This is a genomic window from Methylomonas montana, from assembly GCF_030490285.1.
Classification (GTDB): domain Bacteria; phylum Pseudomonadota; class Gammaproteobacteria; order Methylococcales; family Methylomonadaceae; genus Methylomonas; species Methylomonas montana.
The window spans coordinates 589954-605010 of record NZ_CP129884.1 but is presented as its reverse complement, the minus strand read 5'-3'; the positions used below and the strand labels follow the sequence as shown (position 1 = coordinate 605010).

Genomic DNA, 15057 nt, shown 5'->3' with positions numbered 1-15057 from the left:
TGCTAATTCCCTACAACACGCTCCGCAATCGTTTCCGGTACCTGCCATTCCACTTTCCAATGTCCCTGGCCCGCAGCCAAGACATTGTTCAACCAAGGTAACAATAATTGCGCCTGGCTATCCAACTGCCAAGGCGGATTGACGAACAACATCCCGGAACCTGTCATACCTCGCCCAGGACCATCTTCCGCCACGCAATGCTCGATCCGTAATTGTTTTGGAATGCCGGTTTGCATTAATTGCCGCATGAAATTTTCCGCCGCTGCCCGTTCTATCACGGGATACCAAATCGCATAAACCCCGGTAGCGAAGTGCCGATGTGCGGTCGTCAAAGCGGCAACGATTTTTTTGTATTCGTCCCGCATCTCATAACTGGGGTCAATCAGAATCAAGCCACGTTTCTGAATCGGCGGCAATTTTTTGCTTAGAGTTTGCAAACCGTCTTCCTTGGCGACAATGGCTTGCTTGTCGCCGGCAAACAGTTGTTGCAAGGCTTCGAAATCACTGCTGTGTAGTTCGGACAATAATAGCCGATCTTGCGCCCTGACCAAGCGTTTCACCAATTGCGGCGAACCGGGATAACGCACCAACTGCCGGCCGGTGTTCTCCGCGCGAATCGCCGCCAAGTAATCGTGTAACTCCGCGGGTGCTTGCTCCGCGCCCCAAATTCGGGCAATGCCTTGCTGATATTCACCGGTTTTTTGGGCAAATTCGGCTTTTAACGAATATTTGCCAGCGCCGGCATGCGTATCGATATAAACGAAAGGCTTGTCCTTTTGCTTTAAGGCATTGACGACTAATGTCAGCAGACTGTGTTTTAAAACATCGGCAAAATTGCCGGCATGAAAACCGTGACGATAACTAAGCATGCTGTTTATCCATTTTTATTATTCTAATCCGCTCACGCTCAGCTCAATTTGGCTCTGAAGATAAAAAACACCGCGCCCAGCAAACACAAGCCTGCCCACAGATAATCCAGCTTCAGCGGTTCTTTCATGTAGTAAACCGAGAACGGCACAAACACACTCAAGGCAATCACTTCCTGCATAATTTTGAGCTGACCGACGCTAAGCTGGGTGTAGCCAACACGGTTGGCGGGCACCTGCAGCAGATATTCAAACAGCGCTATCCCCCAACTGACTAATGCCGCCAACAACCAGGGTTTATTGTTCAACTCCTTGAGGTGTGCATACCAGGCAAAAGTCATGAACACATTGCTGCAAACCAATAAGCCGGCGGAGATCAGAATGGAACTCATGCGGATTCTAAGGCCATCGTCGAATGGTAACGTTGTTTATAGTCGTTGACGGCCTTGATCCGTAATTTATGAATCGCCGCGCCGATCTGAGCGCCTTGCAGGCCGCCTTGCAAAACAGCCGTGGTATCGATACCTGCCGCCGCGGTCGCCGCCGCCCTGATGTAGTCGGCTTGCGGATAAAGGCGATCTTCGAAACCAGTCCGGCCGCGAGCATCGGCTTCGCAAGCCTGTAAAAATTCGTCCAAGCGGTTGTCGGGCTTAAATGCACCGATGGCTTGCAACATATCGGTCAAGGTATCGGCTCGCAAGTCCAACGCCCGATGACAGTGAGTGTGGTATTCCATCACCTGCGTGCACAACGCTTTAAAGCTATTCGGCACCCTCAGCCTGTCGCACATCTTGGCCAGCACCGGCAAACCTTTCTGCTCGTGGCCATGATGACTGGGCCAGTAGTGGCTGGGCGTCAGCGCCTTGCCCAAATCGTGCAGCAAGGCAGCCAAACGCACCTCGGCTTTATCGGACAACAGCGCCGCCTGGTCAAGCACCATCAAGGCATGCACGCCAGTATCGACTTCCGGATGATATTTCTCCGGCTGCGGCACGCCAAACAGCGCATCGACCTCCGGAAAAACCACCCGCAACGCCCCGCAATCTCGCAATACCTGAAAAAACGTCGCTGGCGTCCGCTCCAATAAGGCCTTGTGTAATTCCGCCCATACCCGCTCTGCCACCAGAAAATCGGCTTCGCCGGCGGCGACCATCTCCCGCATCAAATGCCGTGTTTCCTCGGCCACGCTAAAGCCCAGGTGGGCATAGCGGGCGGCGAAACGCGCGACGCGCAAAATACGCACCGGATCTTCGGTAAAAGCCGGTGAGACGTGGCGCAGGATACGTTTTTCCAAATCACGCCGGCCGTGAAAAGGATCGATCAATTCGCCGTCGGCAGCCATCGCCATCGCGTTGACGGTCAGATCCCGGCGCAGCAAATCTTCTTCCAAGGTCACATCGGGGGCGGCATGAACGGCGAAACCCTTATAGCCTGGGGCAGTCTTACGTTCGGTACGAGCCAAGGCATATTCCTCTTGACTGACCGGATGCAAAAACACCGGAAAGTCTTTGCCGACCGGCCGAAAACCACGAGCCAACATCGCTTCCGCAGTCTCGCCGACCACCAGCCAGTCGTTTTCCTTGACCGGATAATCCAGCAAACGATCGCGAACTGCGCCGCCGACCAGATACGTTTTCATGCCTTACCCATCCGCCTTCAATTTGGATTAAAAGACACAGTATAAATGACTCGGTATCATAGTGCTTTGCTTATTCCCCAGCCATTAATCTTCATGACGGAAATTTTTTTAGCCAGTCTGTTGCTAGGCATTCTTGCCGGTATTGCCGCAGGTTTATTCGGCATCGGCGGCGGCGCGTTGATCGTGCCGGTACTGGCCTGGCTATTCCAGGCCCAACACTTCAATCCCGAGCAAATTATGCTGCTCGCCGTCGCCACATCCTTGGCAACCGCGATATTCACTTCGACAGCCTCGGTACGCACGCACCACAAATTGGGTAATATCGACTGGCGGCGAGCATTGCATCTGGCGCCCAGCATGTTGTTGGGCGCCGGTGGCGGCGCGGTGTTAGCCAAATATATCAGCGCCGATTTGCTACGCTGGTTTTTCGTTGCCTATCTGCTCTACACCAGCGTGCAAATGGCAATACCCAGGAAAACCAAAACTTCAACACGTCCTGCAAGACAATTTCTGGATTACCCGACGGGCCTATTGATCGGCGTGTTATCGGCAATATTGGGTATCGGCGGCGGCACGATGACGGTGCCTTATCTGGTCGGCAATGGCCTTGCCATGAAAAACGCCGTTGCCACCTCCAGCGCCTGCGCCATCCCCATTGCGCTGTCGGCCGCCGCCAGCTACGCCGTATTGGGTTGGCAAGACAGTCACTTACCGGTCGGCAGCCTAGGCTATCTGTACTTGCCGGCTTTTGCCGGCATCGTGCTGACCAGCATTTTTACCGCACCATTGGGCGCCAAACTGGCCCACCGCTTGCCTGCGCAAAAGTTAAAACGTTATTTCGCGATTGTGCTGTTGGCGATTGCGATCAAAATGGCCTGGTAAGCCAGGGAACTTAAGCGCTGTAACATGGCTCGAACCGCTGTTAGTCAAGGTTTGATTGCTCGGTTGCGCAAAGAAAAACTTCATCGTATACTTCGGCGCAGCTTTCTCGATCAAGCTATCGCACACAACAACAAAACCTCTGGAGGGTATTACAAATGAAATGGGAAACACCAGCTTATAACGACATGCGTTTCGGTTTTGAAGTAACCATGTACATCTACAACCGTTAATCGCTACGGTTGACCATGAAAAAGGGGCATTTTCCTGCCCCTTTTTTTTGCCTGTCGATTTTTAATCCCGTATCATTCGGCGCTCGTTTATCAATCCCCTAGGCAAACATGAAGATTAGAGTTCTCGGCGCCGGCGCCGGCGGCGGCTTTCCGCAATGGAACTGCAACTGCGACAATTGCAGACGCTTGCGCAACGGCCAACTCAATGGCAAAGCCCGCACCCAATCGTCGATAGCGATCAGCACCGACAACCGCAACTGGCTGCTGTTCAATACCTCGCCGGATATTCGCGCCCAACTGGAAGCCTTTCCGGCTATCCAACCGAAAGAAGGCATCCGCGACACCGGCATCAAGGCTGTCCTACTAATCGACAGCCAAATCGACCACACCACCGGCATGCTGATGCTGCGCGAAGGCAAGCCGCTGGACGTGTATTGCACCGAGATGGTCAGACAAGATTTGACCAGCGGCTTTCCGCTATTCAACATGCTGAAGGATTACTGCACCGTCAATCATCACCCGATTGCCTGCGACGAAACCCCATTCGAGATTCCCGGCATAGACGACATTCGTATCTATGCACACGCTTTAAAGAGTAAGGCGCCGCCCTATTCGCCGCACCGCCACGATCCGCACGACGGCGACAATATCGGCGTGATTGTCGAGCAAATTTCCACCGGTAAAAAGCTCTATTACTCGCCGGGCCTGGGCGAGATCGAGCTGCATGTGTTACAGGCCATGCTAGCTGCCGACTGTATTTTGGTGGACGGCACTTTCTGGACCGACGACGAAATGGTCACCCGCGGCATCAGCCAGAAACATGCCCGCGAGATCGGCCACCTGCCGCAATCCGGCCCTGGAGGTATGATTGAAGTGCTAAATGGCGTACCTAACGCTCGCAAGATTTTGATTCATATCAATAACACTAACCCAATTCTGGACGAAGATTCGCCGGAGCGTAAGATACTGGAGACGAACGGCATCGAAGTGTCTTACGATGGTTTGGAAATTGACTTATAAAGGTATCTCATGAGTGCTGACAATCAACCCTGGTCCCGCGACGAATTCGAAGCCAAGCTGCGCGGCATGGAAAAGTTCTACCACATTCATCATCCGATGCATGTGCTGATGAACGAAGGCAAACTGACCAAACAACAGCTACAAGGCTGGGTCGCCAACCGCTTCTATTATCAAGTGATGATTCCGATCAAGGACGCCAACATCATGGCCAATTGCCCGGACCGCGAGACCCGAGCCAAATGGGTGCAACGCATCCTGGATCACGACGGCCACCCCGGCGACCCTGGCGGCATCGAGGCCTGGATACAGTTGGGCATCGCGGTCGGCATGACGCGTGAAGAAATTACGTCTTTGGAACATGTATTGCCTGGCGTGCGCTTTGCGGTGGATGCCTATGTCAACTTCGCCCGCCGCGCCGAATGGCACGAAGCCGCCAGTTCCTCGCTGACGGAACTTTTCGCGCCGAAAATTCATCAACAGCGCTTGGACAACTGGCCAGATGTTTACCCTTGGGTCGAACAGGAAGGTTACATTTATTTCAAAAAACGCCTGACCGAAGCCCGCCGCGATGTCGAACACGGTTTGCAACTGACACTGGACTGGTACAAAACCCGCGAGCAACAGGAAAGAATGGTGCAAATCCTGAAATTCAAACTGGATGTGCTGTGGACCATGGCCGATGCGATGTATCTGGCTTATGTGGCCGACATGCCGCCCTATTTCAATATCTAAAAATAATGCAAACCGCCGAACAGCTTCGTTTCAGCGCCGCCGACTTTTTGGCTTGGGAAGGAACCCAAGCGGAAAAACACGAATTTGTCGCCGGCGAAGTATTTGCGATGACTGGCGCACGGCAAGAGCATGTTTTGGTATCTGGCAATATTTATGCGTCGCTGAAACAACGCCTGCGAGGCACGCCCTGCCGGGCTTATATCGCCGACATGAAACTGCGTGTCGAAACGGCAGATGCCTTCTTCTACCCCGACGTGATGGTGTCATGTCACCCGGAAGATCGCCAAGCCAAGCAATATCTGTCACATCCGACATTGATCGTCGAAGTGCTGTCCGACTCGACCGCCGATTACGATAGAGGCGGCAAGTTCGTCGCCTACCGTAAGCTGGAATCGCTACAGGAATATCTGATCGTCGACATCGACAACCGCCGGATGGAATGCTTTCGCCGCACAGCCGATCACGATTGGCTGTTACACGATTACATAGGCGAAGTCGATTGCCAACTGCACAGCTTGAGCCTCAGCCTGCCACTGGCGGAAATTTTTGAAGACATCGAAGCGGCTTAATACTTTAGCCGTTTGCTTAAACACCGGAACCTCATGACCATCACCCCCGATCAAATCATCCAATTTTCGCCGCTGCATAGGCTGCAATGGGAAGAAGCTCAACAGAAATACGTGATTCTCTACCCCGAAGGTATGGTGGAGTTGAACCAAAGCTCGGCGGAAATACTCAAGCTCTGCGACGGCAGCCGACTGGTGGCGCAAATCGTCACCGAACTGGAAGAAAAATTCGCCACCAGCGGCCTGACTAACGACATCACTAACTTTTTGAACATTGCATTGCAAAATGGCTGGATCAGACAAGCTTAATATCACCCCTCCACGCTGGCTGTTAGCCGAGCTCAGCTATAAATGCCCGTTGCAATGCCCGTATTGCTCCAATCCACTGGACTATGCCAAATATCCGAATGAACTGAACACCGACGACTGGAAACGCGTATTGAGCCAGGCCCGCAAAATGGGCGCGGTGCAATTAGGTTTTTCCGGCGGCGAACCGTTGACTCGGCAGGATTTGTCTGAGCTGGTGCGCCACGCCCGCGAGCTGGGTTATTACTCTAACCTGATCACATCCGGCTATGGCTTAACCGAAGACAGAATCGTCGAACTGAAACAGGCCGGCCTCGACCATATCCAGGTCAGCATCCAGGCCAGCACTCAGGAACTCAACGACCACATTGCCGGCACGGCCACTTATCAACACAAGCAGGAAGTGGCAAAACTGGTGAAAAAACACGGCTATCCGATGGTGTTGTGCGTGGTGATCCACCGCGAAAACATTCACCAGATGCCGGAAATTTTGCAGATGGCCGAAAACCTCGGCGCCGACTATCTGGAACTGGCCAACACCCAATATTACGGCTGGGCGCATCTGAACCGCGACGCGCTGCTGCCAACCAAGGAACAATTCGAAGAAGCGGAAAAAATCGCCCAGGCTTATAAGGAAAAAGTCGCCGGCAAGATGAAGATTTATTACGTGGTGCCGGATTTTTACGAAGATCGGCCGAAAGCCTGCATGAACGGCTGGGGTACCACGTTTTTGACCATCGCCCCGGACGGCACCGCGCTACCCTGCCATTCGGCACGCGAATTACCGGGCCTGGATTGCCCGAACGTCAAGGACTACAGCATCGAACAAATCTGGAACGAATCCAAGACCTTCAACTTTTTCCGTGGCACCGAGTGGATGCAGGAACCTTGCCGCAGCTGCGACGAGAAACATAAAGACTTCGGCGGCTGCCGCTGTCAGGCGTTTTTGTTCAACGGTGATATGTACAGCACCGATCCGGTATGCAGCAAATCGCCGGAACGGCATAGAATCGACGCAGCCATCGCCTCTGCTCGCTATTTGGCATTGTCCGGCGCGGAAAAACCGCTAGTGTTCCGCAACAGCAAAAATTCCAAACTGTTCTGAAGTCTGTATCAAGCGGCGGAATCCAGTCCGCCGCTTGAATTTTATCCTGCTAGCGGTTGCGGATGATTCACCGCATGCCCGCCAGAATCGGACTGACCGACATCCTGAAACTGCATCTTGTGCAATTTTGCATAAGCGCCATCGCGAGCGAGCAGCTCGTGATGCGAGCCTTGTTCGACGATACGGCCTTTGTCCATCACTAAAATCACGTCCGCACCTTCGATAGTCGACAAGCGGTGCGCCACTACCAAGGTAGTGCGACCCAGCATCACGCGGTTTAACGCGGCCTGAATATAGCGCTCCGATTCGGTATCCAAGGCCGAGGTGGCTTCGTCCAATATCAAAATCGGCGCGTCCTTCAACAAGGCGCGTGCCAAGGCCAAACGTTGGCGCTGGCCGCCGGACAGTTTGACGCCGTTCTCGCCGATTTCGGTATCCAAACCCCGCGCCATTTTAGCGATGAAGTCCATCGCGTAAGCATCGGTCGCCGCTTGTTCGATGTGCTCGCGCGCCGCGCCTTGCAAAGCCCCATATGCGATATTGTTAGCCACAGAGGCATTGAACAGCGTGACATTCTGCGTCACCAACGCAATTTGCCGGCGCAGACTGCCCAGACGGTAGCGCTTCAACTCGACGCCGTCGATCAAAATCTCGCCTTGCACGTAGTCGTAAAAACGGGGCAGTAAATTGATCATCGTGCTCTTGCCGCCGCCGGAGGCGCCGACCAAGGCCACGGTCTGGCCCGGCTCGATGACCAGATTGATATTATCCAAAGCCGGCGTTTCGCTACCGGCGTAGCTGAAACTTAAGTTTTTGAACTCGATGCGCCCCTGGCTACGCTCGACTTGATAATCGCCGCCGTCGATTTCGGCCGGCTCGTCCAACACTTCGAACAAAGACTCGGCGGCGGCGATACCACGCAGAATCTCGGAATTGGCGTCGCTCAACTGGCGAATCGGCTTCGGCAACAAAAATGCCGCGGTAAAGAACCCGACGAATTCGCCCGGACTGGATGCCTTCATCAAAATCAAGGCCAGATACATCATGCCCGCCAGCGCAAAAGAGATTACTAATTGCATCAATGGGTTATTCAGCGACACAGTCATGATCAGCTTGCGATGTTGGCCGCGATTTTCCAGGCTGGCCGTTTTGAAGCGTTGCCGCTCGTATTGCTCGCCGCCAAAGCTTTTGACGATGCGATTACCCGAGACCATTTCCGAGGTGATATGCGTCAAATCGCCGACCGTATCCTGCATATTGCGGCTCAATCGCTTTAGACGCTTGCCGACATAACGCACCATGACCGCCACCACCGGCGCAATCGCCAGAAACACCAGTGACAGTTGCCAGTTGGTGTAGGCCAGATAGCCGAGCAATCCGACCGCGGTAAAACCTTCGCGCACGAAGGAGCGGATCGAATCGGATGTCGCCCGAGTGACTTCGCCGATATTGTTGGTGATCCGCGAAATCATATAACCGCTGTTATGGCCATCGAAATACTGCACCGACAAGCGGGTGTACTGATTAAATATCTCGCAACGTAATTTGTGAATCAGATTGCCGGAAATCCGCGCCAGATAATAATTGCCTAAAAACGAGCCGACACCGCGTACCAAGAACAGCACCACAAAAGCCAGCGGCAGGTATTGAATATCCCCCCGATCCTGCGCCCCAAAACTGTCGATGATGCGCTGAATGATCATCACCACCGCCGGTTCGGTGGCGGCGTAAATGGCAAAACCGACGGCGCTCACCAAAAACAGCCGCCAATACGGCAGCACAAACGCCAGCAAGCGCTTGTAAACTTGGCTATCGGTCATGGTTTTGCGCGAATTTTGTAACGTATTCAATACTGTTTACCTTTAAAATGTGCGGCTATGATGAAGACGGCGCACTCAATGCCCAATCCAAAACAGCTCAATATACAACCTAAACGCATTTTGGTGATAACCCTGCGTTATCTGGGCGACACGCTGCTGGTAACACCATTGCTCGGATCGTTAAAACAAGCTTATCCCGATGCGCAAATCGACGTATTGTTGCCGACCGGCAATGCCGGCATGCTGGAAGGTAATCCGCACGTTCATCGTTTGATCGCCATACCGAGCAAACCCGGCGCATTTGCATTCATTAAATTACTGCTAAGCCTGTTTCGCGGTTACGATCTGGCAATTTCCACCCAGGCCGGCGACCGGCCTACTTTGATCGCAGCCACCGCAGGCAAAACCAGCATCGGCTTCGTGCCCGACAATGCCGGCAAGGCTTGGTGGAAAAAACGACTTTTGACGAGCTGGCTGGTATTCGGTGCAAATTACGATCACGCCGTGCTGGAAAACTTGCGCTTCTGCGAACTGCTAAACATCGAGCCTTGCTACCGCTTGACGCCGCCACGCAGTTCGACACCGTTACCCTTGCCGCCAGCCACGCCCTATGCGGTGTTGCATATTATGCCGCAATGGCGCTACAAACAGTGGCACGCCGATGGCTGGCGGCAACTCGTCGAATTCTTGAATCAACAAGGCTATCAAATTGTGCTGACCGGTAGCGGCGGCGAGCGACAAGCCCTGCAAAATTTACAGCAACCGTTTCCAACCGATACACTTAATCTGGCCGGCCAACTGTCGCTGGCGCAGTTGACCGATTTGATCGCTGGCGCCACGCTATTCATCGGCCCGGATACCGGCATCACCCATCTGGCTGCTGCGACCGGCACCTTGACCTTCGCGCTATTCGGCCCCACCGACCCGAAAAAATGGGCGCCGTGGCCTTGCGGCTATGCCGATAACCAAGCACCGTTTGCCTCGCGTGGCTCTGGGCAAGTCAATAATGTTTGTTTGATTCAAGGCCAAATGGAATCAGGCTGTGTTCCCTGCCAGCTGGAGGGCTGCGACCGGCACAGAGATAGCCACAGCGCCTGTCTCGATCAGTTATCCGCCGAACGGGTAATCGCCCTTATTGCCAAGGCATTAAGCGACCAACGCCTCGAAACTGGCCGTTGATTACGGAACAACAGCCACAGCAATGATGTTATTTTTCGCAAAACCATCGATAATCGCCGCTCTTCATTACCGCCAAGCGCTATACCAATCCCTATGACGGCATCGCCTACCCTAGATCGCATTTTGGTGTTGAACGTCAAAAAGTTCGACCAACGCCGCAGCTTCATGGAACAACAACTGATCGAATTCGGGCTGTCGGCGGAATTTATTTTCGACTGGGATATTGAAGACCTGAGCGACGATGTGATTGCCGATTATTTCGGCGACAACCCGCTCACCGCCGCCCAGCAATCTTGCGCGCTCAAGCATGTGGCCGCCCTGCAAAAAATTGCGGCTAACCAGGGCCAGGGCTTATCGCTAGTGCTTGAAGACGACGCGGTGTTCGGTAAGGATCTAAAGCTTGGCTTGCAACGCGCGCTGGAGCAAAGCCTGCAATTCCCAGGCGATAAAGTCATCTACATCGGCTCCGGCGGCAATTTTTTCACGCCGAAAAGTCAACGCAAGCCCGGCCAATATCTTTATCCCGGCCATCGCGGCCGCTTCGCCGACTCTTATCTCATCGACGCTCATACCGCGCGCAAGCGGCTGGAATGGATCAAGATCCAGAAGATCAACGAGCCTATCGACAATCAATTTGAAAAAATCGATAAGCAGCTAGGCATACAAATCCTTTGGCTGGAAGATCCAGTCATCGAACAAGGCAGTAAAAACGGCTTATTCCAAAGCGCGCTGGAAGCCGATCCGCCAACCTGGCTTAAAGCCATTTTTTTCCGTTGGGAAAAACTCAAGCGCAAGTATATTTACCAATTATGGCGTTAAGGACCGACACTGATGTTTGCTTATTCCACATTTGCTGAATCGTCGCTGGCTATCAGCCGCTATTTAGCCATCTTCGCCGCGATTGCCGCACCTATTTCCACCGGCGCCGCCGGTATTGCCTGCGCGGCGCTACCGATATTTTGGCTGCTTTCCGGCCAAGCCTTACAAACTTTGGCAGCATCCTGGCGGCAGCCGCTCGGTAAAATGATTGTGCTGTTTTTGGGATGGCTGATCATTGGCGCGCTATACGCGGATACCGACTGGCCCAGCAAATTACAGACCTTATCGAGCTGGAAAAAATTGCTTTATCTATTTCTGCTGCTCGGCCTATTTCAGCTAAAAACCTGGCAAAAACGCTTTGTTTACGGCTATGTCATCGTTATGGCTGTCGGCGCGACCATTGCCATTCCGCTCTGGGCTTTCGACCTGGAAGTCAGGAGTGGCCGCGAAGCCGGCATTTTCATGACCAATCACGCCACCCAAAGCATGGCCTTTGTCGCCGCGTTGCTGTGCTGCATTTTCCTGCTGCACGAACCTTTGACCAAGCGGCAAAAATACGCCGCATGGGTCGGCATCGGTCTGTTTTTGTTCAATATTTTCTTTGTCAGCGCTGCCAGAAGCGGCTATTTTGCGCTGCCGATCGCGGCGGTTTTTGCGGTGGGAACCCTCTATGGCTACCGCAAGCTACCGCATGCAATCGGCTTGGTTGCCGTAGTTTTAGTGCTGGTTGGACTAACGTCGACCGCGCTGCAGCAACGCATCAAACTAGCCATGGACGAACAAGCCAGTTATGAAACCAGTACCGACTATAGCTCGACCGGCGTGAGACGGGTGTTTTATAAAAATACGCTGGAACTCATCAAGGAAAGGCCTTGGTTCGGCTATGGCACCTCGTCGTTCAAAACCACCTACAGCGCCCATGCCGCGGCCAAAGCCCAGGATTGGCATGGCATCAGCACCGGCGACCCGCACAACCAATATCTATTTGTCTGGCTGGAAAACGGCCTGGTCGGCTTGCTACTGTTCTTTGCCTATATTTATGTGGCACTACGCCAAGGCCTGAACAACAAACCCTACGGCCCGATCGCCGCCAGTTTTTTAGTGGCGATCTGCGCCTCCAGCCTGTTCAACTCTCACTTCAAAACCTACGCTGAGGGCTATTTACTGGCATTTTTCCTCGGCGCCTTACTAAGCCAACCTCACTCAGACCCAACGACTATCCGAGCCGATGCTTAGCGTTATCGTCATCACTAAAAACGAAGCTCAACATATCGGCCGCTGCCTGGCATCGGTAGCTTGGGCCGATGAAATCATCGTACTCGACTCGGGCAGCAACGACGACACCGTTGCTATTTGCAAACGCTTCACCGAACAGGTGTTCGTAACCGATTGGCCCGGTTTCGGCCCGCAAAAACAGAGGGCCTTGGATAAGGCTCACGGCGATTGGGTGCTTTCTCTGGATGCCGACGAAGAAATCAGTCCGGCGCTAAAACACGAAATACAGCAAGCCATGCAAGCGCAAGACGTATACGGCTTCGAAATCCCCAGGCTGTCCAGCTATTGCGGCCGACAAATCAAACACGCCGGTTGGTGGCCGGATTATGTCTTGAGGTTATTTCGCCGCGACGCCGGCCATTTCAGCGGCGATGTGGTTCACGAACGCATCGTGGTTAACGGCGCAATCAAGCAACTGCGTAACCCGCTGCTACACGAAGCCTTCGTCGATCCCGCAGAAGTTCTGCACAAGATCAACAGCTATTCCTCTCTTGGCGCCCAAAAGCTTTTCAATAACGGTCAGCATGCCAGTTTGGGTTTAGCGATCGGCAAAGGCTTATGGACTTTCATCCGCACCTATTTCATCAAGGCGGCTATCCTGGACGGCTCCGAAGGCCTGATGCTGGCCATATCCAACGCCGAAGGCAGTTATTACAAATATCTGAAACTGCGCGCCCTGTGCGGTAAAACAAAGCCGCAATGAACGGCGTGATTTCGGTCATCGTCACCACCTACAACTGGCCGGAAGCACTTGCAGCTTGTCTGCTCAGCCTGTTGGATCAACAAGATCGCCAATTTGAAATCATCGTCGCCGACGATGGTTCCGGAGCCTCGACCCAACAACTAGTGACTGAATTTGCCGAGACCAGCCCTATTCCAATCCGCCACGTCTGGCATGAAGACTTGGGTTTTCGAGCCGGCACCGTACGCAATAAAGCGGTTGCGGCCAGTCGCGGCGACTATCTGCTATTCATGGACGGCGACTGCGTGGCTCTGCCAAATTTTATTCGCCGCCATCGGCAGTTAGCCGAAACCGGTTATTTCGTCCCCGGCAACCGAATACTACTAAGCGAAAGCTATACCCAGCAGACGTTGCAGCAAAAGACGCCATTACATCGGCAATCGTTCGGATTTTTTCTGGTGCAATGGCTACAACGCCGCATCAACCGCTTACTGCCTTTGCTGAATCTGCCGGCTGGCCGTTGGCGATATGGGCAGCCCCGAAACTGGCAAAAAGCCATGACCTGCAATCTGGCGGCCTGGAAAAACGATTTCTTAACGGTGAACGGTTTCGACGAGGCGTTTGAAGGTTGGGGTTATGAGGATTCCGACCTGGTGATCCGTTTGATCCATCACGGCATCAAACGCAAGGAAGGCCGGTTTGCGGCGCCGGTATTGCATCTTTGGCATCGCCATAACGACAGAAGCCGCCACGACGAAAATTACCAACGTCTGTTGCGGCGCGTTGCAGATAATACTGTGATTCGCGCCGAACAGGGCGTGGACCAGTATCTTAAGACGGTTTGAGGCTAACCCAGACCTGAGCGATGGCTACCGCCATGCAGACGCATCAACAAAACGGCTTCGTCACGGGTTAAACCGCACTCTCTGACCAGTTCATCAATGCCGATTCCGCGGCGAATTTTCTGAATCACGTCTTCGTAACCCGAGGCCTGCACCGGCTCCACGGGGATAATCGTAGCGACGGGTTGCTGTTGGGTATTGACTTGGTCGGCGATGCTATTCAAGCGTGAATCATTGGCCGCCAAACGCCTGTCGACCGCCACAGCCGCGGAGCAAAGGCCCGCGACATCTTCGTTGCTACGCTGGATCTGCGCTTCCAGCAATTGCAGCTCTTGCTTCAGTTTTTGGTGATCGCGCAATAACCAGATTAACAGCACCAGGACAAATAGGTTGATGCCTGCCAACACCGGCAACAAATAATCAGCCATCACACTATTTCATCAATATGCTCGGCAGGCTGCTTGGTCTCAGTCTGTTCGGGCTTGGGTTGCGGTTTCTTTTGCGCCGGGTGTTTCTGATGTTCGTCACGCTCGACCTTGCGCACCGTTACGATAGGCGGGTAGGGGCTTATCGGCTCGATCTCTATCATCACTCACCTCGCAAGCCTGGATTTTTAGAACATATCCAGTTCGGACTTTTCGTCGTCGCTGAGAAACTTGTTCAAATCCACCAGGATCAACAATTGGTTATCGCGACTGGTCACACCTTGGATATATTTAGAGCTTTCTTCATTACCGACATTCGGCGCGGTTTCGATTTCCGAAGCACGCATCTCCACCACTTCGGCGACGCTATCCACTAAAATACCGATGATATGCCGGTCGGTCTCAATAATAACGACTCGAGACGCATCGTCGGTTTCCTTGGACGGCAAACCGAAACGGTTGCGGGTATCGATAACGGTCACGACATTACCGCGCAAGTTGATAATGCCCAATACATAGGAAGGCGCACCGGGAACCGGCGCAATCTCGGTGATGCGCAGCACTTCTTGTACCTGCATGACGTTGATGCCGTACTTTTCGTCGCCCAGACAAAAAGTTACCCATTGCATGATAGGGTCGCTTTGTTTTCTATCTTCGCTCATTTTGTTT

19 protein-coding genes are annotated in these 15057 nt (G+C 53.4%); 12 read left to right on the top strand and 7 right to left on the bottom strand.

Translation table 11 applies throughout. The features are described 5' to 3' along the window. Positions 1 to 2: 2 nt before the first annotated feature. Genes QZJ86_RS02910 through QZJ86_RS02900 form a run of 3 tightly spaced genes read right to left on the bottom strand, consistent with a single transcriptional unit; the run spans position 3 to position 2505 of the window. Positions 3 to 869 carry a 23S rRNA (adenine(2030)-N(6))-methyltransferase RlmJ gene (locus tag QZJ86_RS02910; protein WP_301936276.1) on the bottom strand — a complete coding sequence of 289 codons (867 nt, stop codon included), beginning with the start codon at positions 867 to 869 and terminating at the stop codon, positions 3 to 5. 38 nt (positions 870 to 907) lie between these two features. After that, positions 908 to 1258, bottom strand: a complete 351-nt coding sequence (locus tag QZJ86_RS02905) for a DMT family protein (RefSeq protein WP_301936275.1) — start codon at positions 1256 to 1258, stop codon at positions 908 to 910. Then, complete coding sequence (locus tag QZJ86_RS02900; RefSeq protein WP_301936274.1) at positions 1255 to 2505, bottom strand: multifunctional CCA addition/repair protein; 1251 nt, start codon at positions 2503 to 2505, stop codon at positions 1255 to 1257. Before QZJ86_RS02900 ends, QZJ86_RS02905 begins: the two co-directional genes overlap by 4 nt. Before the next feature lie 93 nt (positions 2506 to 2598). Between QZJ86_RS02900 and QZJ86_RS02895 the strand changes: the two genes are divergently transcribed. The 7 genes from QZJ86_RS02895 (at position 2599) to pqqE (ending at position 7346) form a co-directional block, all read left to right on the top strand. Then, on the top strand, positions 2599 to 3387 hold the full coding sequence (locus tag QZJ86_RS02895) for a sulfite exporter TauE/SafE family protein (protein ID WP_301936272.1): 789 nt from the start codon (positions 2599 to 2601) through the stop codon (positions 3385 to 3387). 155 nt (positions 3388 to 3542) lie between these two features. Then, positions 3543 to 3617, top strand: coding sequence for a pyrroloquinoline quinone precursor peptide PqqA (gene pqqA, locus QZJ86_RS02890; protein ID WP_054760176.1), 75 nt, complete (start codon positions 3543 to 3545; stop codon positions 3615 to 3617). Between the two features lie 108 nt (positions 3618 to 3725). Beyond that, complete coding sequence (gene pqqB, locus QZJ86_RS02885; protein ID WP_301936270.1) at positions 3726 to 4637, top strand: pyrroloquinoline quinone biosynthesis protein PqqB; 912 nt, start codon at positions 3726 to 3728, stop codon at positions 4635 to 4637. A 9-nt stretch (positions 4638 to 4646) separates the two neighbouring features. Then, positions 4647 to 5369, top strand: a complete 723-nt coding sequence (pqqC, locus tag QZJ86_RS02880; RefSeq protein WP_301936269.1) for a pyrroloquinoline-quinone synthase PqqC — start codon at positions 4647 to 4649, stop codon at positions 5367 to 5369. A gap of 5 nt (positions 5370 to 5374) precedes the next feature. Next, positions 5375 to 5938 (top strand): Uma2 family endonuclease, encoded by a 564-nt coding sequence (locus tag QZJ86_RS02875; protein WP_301936268.1) that lies wholly within the window; start codon positions 5375 to 5377, stop codon positions 5936 to 5938. A gap of 33 nt (positions 5939 to 5971) precedes the next feature. Then, a complete protein-coding gene (gene pqqD / locus QZJ86_RS02870; RefSeq protein WP_301936265.1) occupies positions 5972 to 6244 on the top strand; it encodes a pyrroloquinoline quinone biosynthesis peptide chaperone PqqD in 273 nt (90 codons plus the stop codon). Continuing rightward, complete coding sequence (pqqE, locus tag QZJ86_RS02865) at positions 6222 to 7346, top strand: pyrroloquinoline quinone biosynthesis protein PqqE (RefSeq protein WP_301936263.1); 1125 nt, start codon at positions 6222 to 6224, stop codon at positions 7344 to 7346. Before pqqD ends, pqqE begins: the two co-directional genes overlap by 23 nt. A gap of 41 nt (positions 7347 to 7387) precedes the next feature. Here the strand turns inward: pqqE and msbA are convergent, their stop codons facing one another. Then, on the bottom strand, positions 7388 to 9166 hold the full coding sequence (gene msbA, locus QZJ86_RS02860) for a lipid A export permease/ATP-binding protein MsbA (protein ID WP_301938888.1): 1779 nt from the start codon (positions 9164 to 9166) through the stop codon (positions 7388 to 7390). Positions 9167 to 9244: 78 nt separating this feature from the next. Here msbA and QZJ86_RS02855 point away from each other — a divergent pair, with 78 nt between their 5' ends. The 5 genes from QZJ86_RS02855 to QZJ86_RS02835 all read left to right on the top strand — a co-directional run bounded on the left by QZJ86_RS02855 (position 9245) and on the right by QZJ86_RS02835 (position 13966). Continuing rightward, a complete protein-coding gene (locus QZJ86_RS02855) occupies positions 9245 to 10345 on the top strand; it encodes a glycosyltransferase family 9 protein (protein WP_301936261.1) in 1101 nt (366 codons plus the stop codon). 93 nt (positions 10346 to 10438) lie between these two features. Further along, positions 10439 to 11164, top strand: coding sequence for a glycosyltransferase family 25 protein (locus QZJ86_RS02850; RefSeq protein WP_301936259.1), 726 nt, complete (start codon positions 10439 to 10441; stop codon positions 11162 to 11164). 12 nt (positions 11165 to 11176) lie between these two features. After that, positions 11177 to 12400 (top strand): O-antigen ligase family protein, encoded by a 1224-nt coding sequence (locus tag QZJ86_RS02845; protein WP_301936258.1) that lies wholly within the window; start codon positions 11177 to 11179, stop codon positions 12398 to 12400. Further along, complete coding sequence (locus tag QZJ86_RS02840) at positions 12393 to 13142, top strand: glycosyltransferase family 2 protein (protein WP_301936256.1); 750 nt, start codon at positions 12393 to 12395, stop codon at positions 13140 to 13142. Before QZJ86_RS02845 ends, QZJ86_RS02840 begins: the two co-directional genes overlap by 8 nt. Then, complete coding sequence (locus QZJ86_RS02835) at positions 13139 to 13966, top strand: glycosyltransferase family 2 protein (protein ID WP_301936253.1); 828 nt, start codon at positions 13139 to 13141, stop codon at positions 13964 to 13966. The genes QZJ86_RS02840 and QZJ86_RS02835 overlap by 4 nt, the downstream gene beginning before the upstream one ends. Before the next feature lie 2 nt (positions 13967 to 13968). On the opposite strand, the gene QZJ86_RS02830 is transcribed toward QZJ86_RS02835, so the two are convergent. Genes QZJ86_RS02830 through QZJ86_RS02820 form a run of 3 tightly spaced genes read right to left on the bottom strand, consistent with a single transcriptional unit; the run spans position 13969 to position 15050 of the window. Beyond that, complete coding sequence (locus QZJ86_RS02830) at positions 13969 to 14391, bottom strand: DUF2802 domain-containing protein (RefSeq protein WP_301936252.1); 423 nt, start codon at positions 14389 to 14391, stop codon at positions 13969 to 13971. Then, positions 14391 to 14552, bottom strand: a complete 162-nt coding sequence (locus QZJ86_RS02825) for a hypothetical protein (protein ID WP_301936251.1) — start codon at positions 14550 to 14552, stop codon at positions 14391 to 14393. Before QZJ86_RS02825 ends, QZJ86_RS02830 begins: the two co-directional genes overlap by 1 nt. A 24-nt stretch (positions 14553 to 14576) precedes the next feature. Next, positions 14577 to 15050 (bottom strand): chemotaxis protein CheW, encoded by a 474-nt coding sequence (locus QZJ86_RS02820; protein ID WP_301936250.1) that lies wholly within the window; start codon positions 15048 to 15050, stop codon positions 14577 to 14579. Positions 15051 to 15057: the final 7 nt, after the last annotated feature.

Excerpts from the sequence above, each read along its gene's own strand:
- QZJ86_RS02910 (WP_301936276.1), bottom strand. The coding sequence starts at position 869 with ATGCTTAGTTATCGTCACGGTTTTCATGCCGGCAATTTTGCCGATGTT.
- QZJ86_RS02905 (WP_301936275.1), bottom strand. The coding sequence starts at position 1,258 with ATGAGTTCCATTCTGATCTCCGCCGGCTTATTGGTTTGCAGCAATGTG.
- QZJ86_RS02900 (WP_301936274.1), bottom strand. The coding sequence starts at position 2,505 with ATGAAAACGTATCTGGTCGGCGGCGCAGTTCGCGATCGTTTGCTGGAT.
- QZJ86_RS02895 (WP_301936272.1), top strand. The coding sequence starts at position 2,599 with ATGACGGAAATTTTTTTAGCCAGTCTGTTGCTAGGCATTCTTGCCGGT.
- pqqB (WP_301936270.1), top strand. The coding sequence starts at position 3,726 with ATGAAGATTAGAGTTCTCGGCGCCGGCGCCGGCGGCGGCTTTCCGCAA.
- pqqC (WP_301936269.1), top strand. The coding sequence starts at position 4,647 with ATGAGTGCTGACAATCAACCCTGGTCCCGCGACGAATTCGAAGCCAAG.
- QZJ86_RS02875 (WP_301936268.1), top strand. The coding sequence starts at position 5,375 with ATGCAAACCGCCGAACAGCTTCGTTTCAGCGCCGCCGACTTTTTGGCT.
- pqqD (WP_301936265.1), top strand. The coding sequence starts at position 5,972 with ATGACCATCACCCCCGATCAAATCATCCAATTTTCGCCGCTGCATAGG.
- pqqE (WP_301936263.1), top strand. The coding sequence starts at position 6,222 with ATGGCTGGATCAGACAAGCTTAATATCACCCCTCCACGCTGGCTGTTA.
- msbA (WP_301938888.1), bottom strand. The coding sequence starts at position 9,166 with ATGACCGATAGCCAAGTTTACAAGCGCTTGCTGGCGTTTGTGCTGCCG.
- QZJ86_RS02855 (WP_301936261.1), top strand. The coding sequence starts at position 9,245 with ATGCCCAATCCAAAACAGCTCAATATACAACCTAAACGCATTTTGGTG.
- QZJ86_RS02850 (WP_301936259.1), top strand. The coding sequence starts at position 10,439 with ATGACGGCATCGCCTACCCTAGATCGCATTTTGGTGTTGAACGTCAAA.
- QZJ86_RS02845 (WP_301936258.1), top strand. The coding sequence starts at position 11,177 with ATGTTTGCTTATTCCACATTTGCTGAATCGTCGCTGGCTATCAGCCGC.
- QZJ86_RS02840 (WP_301936256.1), top strand. The coding sequence starts at position 12,393 with ATGCTTAGCGTTATCGTCATCACTAAAAACGAAGCTCAACATATCGGC.
- QZJ86_RS02835 (WP_301936253.1), top strand. The coding sequence starts at position 13,139 with ATGAACGGCGTGATTTCGGTCATCGTCACCACCTACAACTGGCCGGAA.
- QZJ86_RS02830 (WP_301936252.1), bottom strand. The coding sequence starts at position 14,391 with ATGGCTGATTATTTGTTGCCGGTGTTGGCAGGCATCAACCTATTTGTC.
- QZJ86_RS02825 (WP_301936251.1), bottom strand. The coding sequence starts at position 14,552 with ATGATAGAGATCGAGCCGATAAGCCCCTACCCGCCTATCGTAACGGTG.
- QZJ86_RS02820 (WP_301936250.1), bottom strand. The coding sequence starts at position 15,050 with ATGAGCGAAGATAGAAAACAAAGCGACCCTATCATGCAATGGGTAACT.